This is a genomic window from Cryobacterium frigoriphilum, assembly GCF_004403305.1.
GTDB lineage: Bacteria > Actinomycetota > Actinomycetes > Actinomycetales > Microbacteriaceae > Cryobacterium > Cryobacterium frigoriphilum.
On sequence record NZ_SOHE01000024.1, the window covers coordinates 1 to 10,278 of the forward strand.

Consider the following 10,278-nt stretch of genomic DNA (forward strand, 5'->3'; position numbering starts at 1 on the left):
GATCGACTTCTCCAGGTCATAGCGAAGATGGTCCACCGCGCAGAGAAGAATCATGTTCTCGAACGTGTGCTCTCGCACGACTTCCCACGGCACGATGTGCGCCATCTGCAGTCCGGAAGTGCCACGGCAAGTAGGAATCGCGCAACGATGCCCAGCTTCCTCCTTGATCTGTCGTTCGAGCGCTGCAGGAACATCAGGTCGTTTGTCTGACATGCTTCGATCGTAGAGGCTGAGACGCTTGTTCAGCGCCCGGAACGAGCTGACTCACAGAGCCATACGTCGGCGCTGATCCGACGGGTGCCCCGGACCCTCTCGTCAGCGTGATTCCAACATCGACCACGGCCTATCTGGCCATCACCCCGGAACTCCTTGCCGCGGCAACCCACAGGTTTGAATCCTCCCCTCAAGGGCCATGAAGATGGGCGTATTCCAGTCATGGCCGCCGACAGTCCACGACCCGTCCCGAGGCCCCCGCTCACCCCAGCTTCCGTCACCTATTCCAAGTCTCAGAGGCTGCAACGCAACCGTTAAGCTGGCTTCGTGTGTCTCCTCAACGCCGTGCAACCAGTCGCAACTTTAGATCCCATCATCGTCCCTCTGGTATCGATCTGCAGCGTCGCCCTGACGATTCTCGCAGGCTTCTTTGGCGCTTGGTTCCAAGGGCGGCGAGAGCACACAAAGTGGCAACGCGATCAGCGATTGAAGGCGTACGGTGACTTTTTCACTGCGACGGATAACTTTCTGGGCGCGGCACACCGTGGAGACGAATCCGAACTTTCGGCGGTAGCGCGCGACTCTTTGCGAAGTGCGGCACTGGTGAGGCTTTTGGGGCCGGACGACGTTTATCAGGCGGCGGCGCATTTGCAAGACGCAACTAAGGCATCCGTGCTCGCCCTTGAACGAAGAGATCCCCTGCTCGACCAACGGGAAGATGAGCGGTTAGTCGCAAGGGAGGCGTTCATAGAGATCGCCCGGGCCAAAATTAAGATGAATCGCTGAAAGGTAACTCTTTGTGTTCGCGGAGCCCTGTGACTCCGCCGGCTTCAACACCCCGAAATGCTGTCCTGCACCCAATAGCCCTCGCACTCATCCGAGCACCACCGCCGCTGCCGGTAATCCGCCACGGCAACGCGGCACCGCACGCAGCGATTTTTTCGTAAAAGCCACAACGCTCGCAGCCTCGGAAATGTCATGATCTTGGGCATATTGTTGCCTCCTGGCACCGTTCGGCAAGACGATGACGTCAACCTAAACCCCCGCCGCCAGCAGCGAATCGGGTGCGCGCAAGTCCGACCCAGAACTGGGGCCATGCCCTTACGAAGACGACGGATGCTCTGAACCGGGGCGCTTAGGGCGCCGACGCAAGCGCATCGCCGCCCAGACGAGCTGGACTCCCCCGAGCGGCGCTCAACGCAGCATCAAAATACGCTCTCTATTCAGCGCGTAACGTCTCGTAGTAGGCCCGAGCCGCGTCCCACGTCGGCAGCAACCCACTAGCCGCAGCCTCCGCCAGCCCAGACGCATCGGCGTCCTTCGGCGACAGCAGCAACTCCCCCGCCTCCGGCGGAAAGACCAACCCAACCTCCGGGTCAAGCGGATTAATCCCGTGCTCCCGTCCGGGGTTGAACGGGCTCGTCACCAGATAGCTGACGGTCGCGTTGTCCGTCAGAGCCACAAAGCAGTGCCCCAGCCCCTCGGCGATGTACACCGCGCGCCGGTCAGTGTCATCGAGAAGCACACTGTCCCACTGCCCATACGTCGGCGACCCCACGCGAATGTCGATGATGTAGTCGAGAACAGCACCGCTCACCGCGGTCACATACTTGGCCTGGCTCGGCGGCACATCAGCAAAGTGGATGCCGCGCACCGAGCCGCGCTTCGAGACCGACGTATTCGCCTGCGCAAGATTCAGCCGATGCCCGATCTTCTCCTCGAGGCGGTCAAAGCGGTACCACTCGAGAAAAACACCGCGGTCGTCCCCGAACTGCTTCGGGGTGATCTCGTAGGCATCAGGAATGGTCAGTTCACGAATTTGCAATGTGGTGCCGTTCTGATCGGGAGCTGGCTAGGTGAGAGTCAGAGCGGGTGTCGCTGGCGTTGCTGATTCCAGAAGGGCAGTGAGGTATCGCCCGTAGCCGCTTTTGACCAAAGGTGCGGCGAGCTCACGCAGCTGGGCGTCGTCGATCCAGCCGGCGCGCCAGGCAATCTCTTCGATGCAGCCGACCTTGAAGCCCTGACGGTCTTCGATGACGCGCACATACTCAGACGCCTGCATCATGGATTCGAATGTGCCGGTGTCCAGCCAGGCCGTGCCGCGGTCGAGCACCTGCACGTGCAGGGCACCCTTCTCGAGATAGCGCTCGTTGACCGTGCTGATCTCCAGTTCCCCGCGAGCACTCGGCTCAATCGACTTGGCGATCTCGACAACGGAATTGTCGTAGAAGTAGAGACCAGGAACGGCGTAGTTGCTCTTGGGCTGGGCCGGCTTCTCTTCGATGGAGACCGCGGTCATGCTTTCATCGAACTCGACAACGCCATAGGCAGTCGGATCAGCGACGTGGTAGGCGAAAATGCGGGCACCCTCAATCTTGGCATTGCCTCGCAAAGCCGTGCCGAGCCCGGAACCGTGAAAGATATTGTCGCCGAGCACGAGTGCCACAGACTTGTCGCCGATGAATTCTTCACCAATGATGAACGCTTGGGCGAGGCCATCTGGCGAGGGCTGCACGGCGTACTCGATGCGGATGCCGAGCTGCAATCCGTCTCCGAGTAAAGCCTTGAACTGACCGCTGTACTCCGGCGTGGTGATGATCAGGATCTCTTTGATGCCGGCCATCATGAGTGTGGATAATGGGTAGTAAACCATCGGCTTGTCGTAGACCGGCATCAACTGCTTCGAAATGGCTTTCGTGATCGGCCACAGCCTCGTGCCCGAACCGCCGGCCAGAATGATTCCGCGCATGGGTAAGTTCCCCTCAACGTGTGTCTGTCGCAGGCAGCGCGGAATGGTACCCAAATGGGCGCACACCGGCGGTGGCAAATCATGCCCCCCGCACGGAGTCAGTCTATCTACCCCCATAGAGTGGGCTTACACATCACTTCTTGCGAACCGATTGGGCAGCACACCAATGAAGATTCTCGTCACCGGCGGCGCCGGTTTCATCGGCTCCAACTTCGTCCGCCGCACCCTCAAAGACAGGTACCCCGGGCTGGAGGGCGCTGAAGTCGTCGTTCTCGACGCCCTGACCTACTCCGGCAACCTCGCCAACCTCGCCCTCATCGCCGACTCGCCCCGCTACACCTTCGTGCACGGCGACATCCGCGACGCCGCCCTGCTCGACACCCTCTTTCCCGGCCTCGACGCCGTCGTGCACTTCGCCGCCGAAAGCCACGTCGACCGCTCCGTACGCGACGCCTCAATCTTCGTCGAGACCAACGTGCTCGGCACCCAGCAGCTGCTCGACGCCGCGCTGCGCTCGGGTCTCCCCCGCTTCGTGCACGTCTCCACCGACGAGGTCTACGGCTCCATCGCGACCGGCTCCTGGAACGAAGAACGCGCCCTCGAGCCCAACAGCCCCTACAGCGCCTCGAAGGCCGGCAGCGACCTGCTCGCCCGCAGCTACCACCGCACCCACGNCTCGATCACCCGCTGCTCGAACAACTACGGCCCCTACCACTTCCCCGAAAAACTCATCCCGCTATTCGTCAGCAACCTCATCGACGACCTGCACGTACCCCTCTACGGCGAGGGCAACAACATCCGCGACTGGCTGCACGTCGACGACCACACCCGCGCCATCGCCCTCGTGCTGGTCGGCGGCCGCGCCGGCGAAATCTACAACATCGGCGGCGGCACCGAACTGACGAACCTCGAGCTCACCCAGATGCTGCTCGACTCCACCGGCAAGGACTGGTCCTACGTCGACCGCGTCGCCGACCGCCTCGGCCACGACCTGCGCTACTCCGTCGACATCACCAAGATCCAGGCCGAACTCGGCTACGCCCCCGAAGTCCCCTTCACTCAGGGCCTCGCCGACGTCGTGCAGTGGTACCGCGACAACCGCCACTGGTGGGAACCGCTCAAAGAACGCTCCACCCTCGTCGGCTAGCATCGGTTGTGAACCCCGCAAAAATCAGTGATCAGATATTCTGATTCTTACCGATGAGTCCGGCTCGCGGTTGACCGGGACACCGCAAAGCCCTGACTGATGCCTTTATCGTCAAGGCGGCTGCCTCTGGGCAACATTGCAAACGGAAGTCATGAGTCGATGACAACTGTGCACATCGATAGGGTTCTTAGTGGATTCTCGATCAAGCATTTGGGGGAAGCATGGCGAATTGTTTAGTAATTGGCGGGAATGGTTTTATCGGAGCGAATTTGTGCACGGCGCTGGCAAATTCAGGTCACCAAGTCCTTGCGTTCGACCGATTCAGTCGAGGAATTCACGCTGTATCGCATCCCAACGTTGGAAGTTTCATTGGAGACTTCATGAGTCGTTCGGATCTTGCTGCAGCGTTGAAGGATCAAGATTATGTGTTCCATTTCCTGTCGACAACGACACCGATTACCGCCGAGAGCGAACCGTCTCTTGATCTACGAACCAACGTTAGCCAGACTGTCGACCTTCTTGAACTCTGCGTGGCCGCAAACATCAAGCGGTTCTACTACTCATCGAGCGGTGGAGCAATCTACGGACCACAAGGCCGTTCCTTGTATGCCGAGTCGAATTCGACATTACCGGTCTCCCCATATGGCATTGGCAAACTTACGATTGAAAACTACCTCCGATATTTCCGGGTGAGACATGGCCTTGACTCCATTTCGCTGCGAATCTCGAATCCATATGGAGCCGGTCAAAGCATAGAAAAACGGCAGGGTATCATCCCAATTGTCTTGCATCAGGTGGCATCCGGAGGGCCGATTAGCCGTTTGGGAGACGGGACTATGATCAGGGACTATCTGTTTATCGACGATTTGGTTCGAATGATCCTGCTTCTGGTCGATCGTCGACCACAGTACGACGTATACAACTTGGGCAGCGGGCAGGGTTCGTCCGTAAACACTATTTTTGACTCGATTCGACGGGTAACCGGCGTAGATTTCGTAACGAGGGACCTCCCTAAGCCGTCGACCTTCGTAGATCACGTGGTGTTAGATATGACAAGATTCACAACCGAATTCGGTAAACCAAACCTGACGACTCTCGATGCCGGCGTGAATTCGGTGTGGGACCTTGTGCGCGAACAAACAGGACAGACCAGCTCCACGCATAGCGCAAATGAAGTTCTTCTTCCACAGCCGAGACCGGACAGTTTCAGCACCAGCATGTCCGGGTGACGAACGCCCACCCGTAAGGAAGCAAACCTCACGTTTTAGCAGTGCTGACGCTTCAAGCGAGTGTGTAGAACAAGGCGATGTGCCATTGTCGCTTGCCATGAGTATGGGACCACCGTAGGCGGTTTTCTGCCAGGCTCATGGGACCACCTGATTAGCCGGTTATGGGACCATCCGGCGCGCCTTGCCGGTGGGTCCTCCGCTCCGCTGTTGGATCGTCGCGTCACTGCTCTCGACGTGGAGGTTCATCCTCGATGGGGTTCAGGGAGGTCAGCGAGAATGAGATCAGGGAAGTGTTGCGCGGGTGACTCGACGGGGTCGGGCTGCGTGTCGTGGCCGAGCGGGCGGGCGTGGACCGGAAAACCGCGCGCCGGCATGTATTGTGTTCGCCGCGCAGGAGGCGGGGCTGGAGCGCACCGCCAGCGTCGCGGCGACCACGGCCGAGATCGTCGGAGCGGTCGTCGCGGCGGTGCGGCCGCGGAATTTGTCAAGGCGAATGAGGCCAGCGTGAGTTTACGCTGCTATTCGATCGTTGGATTAACGACGTAAAAAGCCACCGTGCGATGGTCAGTGAGTACCGATCAAAGAACTCACAGAAAGACACATCACACGATGGCTTTAGTCCAGTCTGCCCTGCTTGCGCTCCTCGCGGAACTTAAGCTCACCGATGTCACCGATCGAATCCGAATGGTGACCGAAACGCTCTATCAAGAACTCATCGATGCCGAGGCCACCGTGCACATCGGCGCCGCCCGGTTCGAACGCTCCGATGACCGCACCGCGCAGCGCAACGGGACCCGCCCGCGCGTCTTGACGACGACGGCTGGCGACCTGAATCTCAAGATCCCGAAGCTGCGCCAGGGGTCGTTCTTCCCTGCCCGCCTCGAGCGGCGCCGACGTGTTGACCAGGCCCTGTTCGCCGTCGTCATGGAGGCTTACCTCCATGGCGTCTCGACCCGCAAGGTCGACGACCTGGTCAAGGCCCTCGGCGCTGACACCGGCATCTCCAAGTCCGAAGTCTCCCGGATTTGCGCCGATCTCGACGGGGAAGTCGCCACCTTCCGCGACCGGGACCTCGGCGTCACCGGCTACCCCTACGTGTTCCTCGACGCCACGTATTGCAAGGCTCGCGTCAACCACCGCGTCATCTCTCAAGCGATGGTCGTCGCCATCGGCGTCGCCGCCGACGGCCGCCGCGAAGTCCTCGGCTTCGACGTCGGCGACAGCGAAAACGAGCCCTTCTGGACCGAGTTCCTCCGGTCCCTGAAAGCCCGTGGGCTGGACGGTGTCAAGCTCGTCATCTCCGACGCGCACACCGGTCTGAAGAAGGCCATCAGCACCGTGTTCCAAGGCGCGGCCTGGCAACGCTGCCGGGTGCATTTCATGCGAGATGTGCCCTCGATCGTGCCGCGCGCCAGCCAAGACATGGTCGCCGCGGTCATCCGCACCATCTTCGCCCAGCCCGACGCGAAGCACATCCAAGCCCAGTTCGACGAGGTCACCCGGATGCTCGAGCCCGCCCATCCCAAAGTCGCCACGATGCTCCACGATGCCCGCGCCGACATCCTCGCGTTCTGCGGGTTCCCACCCAAACACTGGCGGCAGATCTGGTCGACGAACCCGATCGAACGCCTCAACAAAGAGATCAAACGACGCACCGATGTCGTCGGTGTGTTCCCCAACCCCGCGGCCCTGCTCCGCCTCGCTGGAGCCGTCCTCGTCGAGCAACACGACGAGTGGGAGGCCGGGTCCCGCCGCTACCTCGCCGAGAACTACATGCGCCAGCTGGACGCCTTCAACGCCGCTCTCACCAGCCCCGACGCCAGCGCTCTGACGGGGGTGATTCGCATCCCCGAACTCAGTGCTGCATAATCAAAAAAAGCTGTCCCGCACGGTGACGATGAATTACACCACCCGGCGGGACGTGACCAAATCAAATCTGACCAGCACCACTACAACGACCATCGGCATAGCCCCAGGATCGGTATAGGACATCACCTATCTGAGGACCTGGGCGGGCTGGGTCTACCTGGCGACCGTCATCGACGCGCACAGCCGCCGAGTCATCGGCTGGGCCATCGCCGACCACATGCGGACCGATCTGATAGTGAATGCCCTCGTGATGGCCATGACGTTGCGCGGCGACAGGCCGGCACAAGTCATCTTTCACAGCGACAGAGGCACCCAATATGCCTCGGCCCAGATCACCGCGTTCGCGATCAAGAATGGCATGACCCGCTCGATGGGATTGACCGGTATTTGCTGGGACAACGCGATGGCCGAGAGCTTCTTCGCGACGCTGAAAACCGAGTTCTACTACCGCCGAGTGTGGCCCACCCTCGACCGTGCCACCCCCCGTTGCCTTCGAACTGCAATACTCGCTACAGACCGCGGAAGTTCAACCCGCCGCTTAACCCGTGTCCACTAACCGGGGGCAAGGCCACCCTCTTGTGGCAGAGTGCAGCATTCCATCACCAGCAGCACCGCGGCGCTCGGCCGCAGCGTGCGGCGTCGAGAATGCTGCACTCTGGGCGAGAGCGTCCGCTTACTCAGCGGTGCGACAATCTAGGCAAGCCCGACAATGTACGATTCGTAATGACGATGGGGGAAACATGGGGTCGGTCAGTGTAGGGCGTACTACACGGCGGCGATCAGTCGCTATTGATACTGTGCGCGTGGTCGGCCTGATCGCCGTAGTCGCGGGGCACATGTGGGCTGGTTCCCCGGACGATTCAGCGAATCCCGTCCGGATAGCGCTGTATTCGTGGCATGTTCCGTTGTTCTTCTTTCTCACCGGCTATATGAGGTCGCAGCACAAGCCGTTGGCGGTCGAGACCATTGCTCGGGCGCGATCCTTGCTTGTGCCATTCGCGGCGTGGACCATAATTCTTGGCGTTCCGTATTTCTATTGGCTCGCCCAGCGAGATGGCTCGTTCCTGCTTGCAATAACAGAGACGCTGTGGGGCGGCGGGGTGGTTCGTGGCATGTTTGCGCCTTATTGGTTCCTACCCCTGCTCTTCTTCGTTGCCGTGCTACTCCGGGCGCTCGACCTTGCGCCTCGATGGATTGCATGGACATTGGGTCTATCCGGCCTCGCCGCCTCCTACCTCTTCGGCTCGACGCTGGCAATGCTCCCGCACGATGTTTTCTTCACGCTCCCCTGCATGCTCTTTGCGCTGGTCGGGGCTGAGATACGAAAAGGACTACCGCGCGTGCGTCACAGTGGATGGTGGGGACTTACTTTCATCGCCGCGGCCGCGGTCTTGCTCGCGACCGAAGTTGCTGCACCGCTCGACATGAAAGTGGGCAACTTCGGGACACCCGTGCTTAGCGTCCTGGTAGCCCTCTTGATCTGCGCAGGCATGGTCGCCGTCGCCACGACCATCCTGGATGGTCGGGACGTGCGCGCGGGCGTCGTGATCACCGAGCTCGCCCGAACCTCCATGGTCGTACTGCTCACTCATACATTTTTCTACTGGCTGCTGCCCGCCTTCCCCCTGAGCAATCTAGCCATCTTCGCGATAGCCCTCGCCGGCTCATGGCTACTCGGAGCGGCGATCCATCGAAGCCCATTCAGCATGACCCTCGCCGGGATTCCACGAGTCGCACCTACTACTTCCCGCACTGACGCCCGGGCACCGACCGCACGATAGATTTGCCGCAGGCGACTTATCGCGCTTATCCCGAATTCGGGATAACCGCGGTAGTGCGTAGACGGTTAGCTCAGGTTGCGTTGAGCTTTCGGGCCTTGATCAGCGATTTGGCGGTAGGTGGTCGGCGCTCGTTGGGCGCCCAGCCCGAGCGATATTTGAAACGCGGCCATTGGCGTGTTTCGCCGGTTGTAGCGGAATGTGAATTCGTTCGTGTAGACGCCCAGATGTTCGTTGCTCACCGATCGGTGCGTGCCACGTAGCCAGGTCTTGAAGTTGCTGATGGCGCGGTGTACGCGTGGAAGGACGGGGTCGGTATCACCGACCTTCTTGGCGGCGCGTTGGGATCGTTTTCGGTGGTCATAACCGTTCTTCGTCAAGGCGGTAGCCCATCCAGCCGTCAGTATGCACGATGGCGCCGGGGGCGACGTTGTCGGCCACGAAGCCGCGCAGCGTATCGCCGGAGGCGTTGGGGATCACGGTCATCCGAACTCGTCCCGAGCCATTCCCGCGCACCTCAAGGGCCACCGCGACCAGCGCAGCCTTGGCGATGAGGCTTCTCCTGCCGCGCCGACCAGTCTCCCTGCCTCCGACTTGGCACTCATCAACTTCGACCTCGCCGGTCAGAAGAGAGCGGTCCGGATTGACCATGGCGCGCCGTAGTTTGTGGAGTGGCGAGTAGCGCTTGATGGTAGCGCCAGTCCAGACACTTGGTAGCGCTGTTCTGAAGAGGTGGTAGCGGCCCGGGCGTGGTGCCCGAGCCGCTCAGGTGTTACTCCCAGTAGCTCTTCTCGGCGCGGGCTTGGTCGTTGCGGTGCTGGCGCATGTCGATCTGGCCGAGGTTGATGATGCGGGCGTTGTTGGCGAGGCGGTTCACGATCGAATCCGCCGCGACCCGGTCGGGCAGCTCGGCGACCCAGTGCGCGGGTCCGGTCTGCGAGGCGATCATGGTCGGCAGCCGGTGCTCACGGTTCGCGAGGATCGCGAACAGGTCGCTGGCTGCGTCGCTGTCAACGCCGACCGTGAGGAAATCGTCAATGATCAGCAAATCGATGTTGGAGAGCTCGTTCAAAAGCTTCTGATGAGCGATGCCGTCGCCGCGAGCGATGACAAGTCGTCTGGCGAGGTCGTCCATCCGGAAGTAGAGAACGGAGTGTTCGCTGTGGCAGGCGCCGATGGCCAGCGCGCAGGCGAGTGGCCCTGCCCCCGTTGACTGGACACCTCACAAGAGAGAATGTTCACATGGGAAACACACGTCGGGAGTTCACTCCTGAGTACAAAGACGAAGCCGTG

9 protein-coding genes and 2 pseudogenes are annotated in these 10,278 nt (G+C 60.8%); 6 read left to right on the plus strand and 5 right to left on the minus strand.

Features of this window, described 5'->3' with window-relative positions; genetic code table 11:
* On the minus strand, nt 1-213 hold a 213-nt coding region (locus E3T55_RS05755), incomplete at its 3' end, for an HNH endonuclease signature motif containing protein (RefSeq protein WP_134518629.1).
* A gap of 327 nt (nt 214-540) precedes the next feature.
* Between E3T55_RS05755 and E3T55_RS05760 the strand changes: the two genes are divergently transcribed.
* Nucleotides 541-999: a hypothetical protein gene (locus E3T55_RS05760; RefSeq protein ID WP_134518630.1), complete on the plus strand. Its 459-nt coding sequence runs from the start codon at nt 541-543 to the stop codon at nt 997-999.
* Between the two features lie 433 nt (nt 1,000-1,432).
* Here the strand turns inward: E3T55_RS05760 and E3T55_RS05765 are convergent, their stop codons facing one another.
* Nucleotides 1,433-2,038 (minus strand): dTDP-4-dehydrorhamnose 3,5-epimerase family protein, encoded by a 606-nt coding sequence (locus E3T55_RS05765; protein ID WP_134518631.1) that lies wholly within the window; start codon nt 2,036-2,038, stop codon nt 1,433-1,435.
* Nucleotides 2,039-2,065: 27 nt separating this feature from the next.
* Nucleotides 2,066-2,962, minus strand: coding sequence for a glucose-1-phosphate thymidylyltransferase RfbA (gene rfbA, locus E3T55_RS05770; protein ID WP_134518632.1), 897 nt, complete (start codon nt 2,960-2,962; stop codon nt 2,066-2,068).
* A gap of 166 nt (nt 2,963-3,128) precedes the next feature.
* On the opposite strand from rfbA, the gene rfbB reads away from it, so the two are divergent.
* The 5 genes from rfbB to E3T55_RS05800 all read left to right on the plus strand — a co-directional run bounded on the left by rfbB (nt 3,129) and on the right by E3T55_RS05800 (nt 8,988).
* Nucleotides 3,129-4,109, plus strand: coding sequence for a dTDP-glucose 4,6-dehydratase (rfbB, locus tag E3T55_RS05775; RefSeq protein ID WP_134518633.1), 981 nt, complete (start codon nt 3,129-3,131; stop codon nt 4,107-4,109).
* A 221-nt stretch (nt 4,110-4,330) separates the two neighbouring features.
* Nucleotides 4,331-5,338 carry an NAD-dependent epimerase/dehydratase family protein gene (locus E3T55_RS05780; protein ID WP_134518634.1) on the plus strand — a complete coding sequence of 336 codons (1,008 nt, stop codon included), beginning with the start codon at nt 4,331-4,333 and terminating at the stop codon, nt 5,336-5,338.
* A 609-nt stretch (nt 5,339-5,947) separates the two neighbouring features.
* Nucleotides 5,948-7,207, plus strand: coding sequence for an IS256 family transposase (locus E3T55_RS05790; RefSeq protein WP_241992893.1), 1,260 nt, complete (start codon nt 5,948-5,950; stop codon nt 7,205-7,207).
* A 130-nt stretch (nt 7,208-7,337) separates the two neighbouring features.
* Nucleotides 7,338-7,763, plus strand: coding sequence for a DDE-type integrase/transposase/recombinase (locus E3T55_RS05795; protein ID WP_255455381.1), 426 nt, complete (start codon nt 7,338-7,340; stop codon nt 7,761-7,763).
* 184 nt (nt 7,764-7,947) lie between these two features.
* Nucleotides 7,948-8,988: an acyltransferase family protein gene (locus tag E3T55_RS05800; protein WP_134518636.1), complete on the plus strand. Its 1,041-nt coding sequence runs from the start codon at nt 7,948-7,950 to the stop codon at nt 8,986-8,988.
* Nucleotides 8,989-9,053: 65 nt separating this feature from the next.
* On the opposite strand, the pseudogene E3T55_RS20695 reads toward E3T55_RS05800, so the two are convergent.
* Both E3T55_RS20695 and E3T55_RS05815 read right to left on the minus strand, forming a co-directional pair.
* Nucleotides 9,054-9,666 (minus strand): annotated as a pseudogene (locus E3T55_RS20695) (IS1595 family transposase); the annotation flags it as partial.
* A 91-nt stretch (nt 9,667-9,757) separates the two neighbouring features.
* Nucleotides 9,758-10,186: pseudogene (locus tag E3T55_RS05815) on the minus strand (ATP-binding protein); the annotation flags it as partial.
* Between the last annotated feature and the right edge of the window lie 92 nt (nt 10,187-10,278).